General features: G+C 56.0%; 1 protein-coding gene and 1 pseudogene. Both read right to left on the minus strand.

Annotated features, from left to right (window positions below):
• Positions 1-276 (minus strand): annotated as a pseudogene (locus PYV61_RS26580) (hypothetical protein); the annotation flags it as partial.
• 93 nt (positions 277-369) lie between these two features.
• Positions 370-507 (minus strand): CatA-like O-acetyltransferase (locus tag PYV61_RS26585; RefSeq protein ID WP_275836903.1); only part of this gene is annotated, 138 nt, incomplete at its 5' end.

Raw genomic sequence — 507 nt, forward strand, 5'->3', positions numbered from 1 at the left:
GATAATGGCCTGCTTCTCGCCGAAACGTTTGGTGGCGGGACCAGTGACGAAGGCTTGAGCGAGGGCGTGCAAGATTCCGAATACCGCAAGCGACAGGCCGATCATCGTCGCGCTCCAGCGAAAGCGGTCCTCGCCGAAAATGACCCAGAGCGCTGCCGGCACCTGTCCTACGAGTTGCATGATAAAGAAGACAGTCATAAGTGCGGCGACGATAGTCATGCCCCGCGCCCACCGGAAGGAGCTGACTGGGTTGAAGGCTCTCAAGGGCATCGGTCGAGATCCCGGTGCCTAATGAGTGAGCTAACTTACATTAATTGCGTTGCGCTCACTGCCCGCTTTCCAGTCGGGAAACCTGTCGTGCCAGCTGCATTAATGAATCGGCCAACGCGCGGGGAGAGGCGGTTTGCGTATTGGGCGCATGCATAAAAACTGTTGTAATTCATTAAGCATTCTGCCGACATGGAAGCCATCACAAACGGCATGATGAACCTGAATCGCCAGCGGCAT

Origin of the sequence: Roseisolibacter sp. H3M3-2 (assembly GCF_029211165.1) — a bacterium.
Classification (GTDB): Bacteria; Gemmatimonadota; Gemmatimonadetes; order Gemmatimonadales; family Gemmatimonadaceae; genus Roseisolibacter.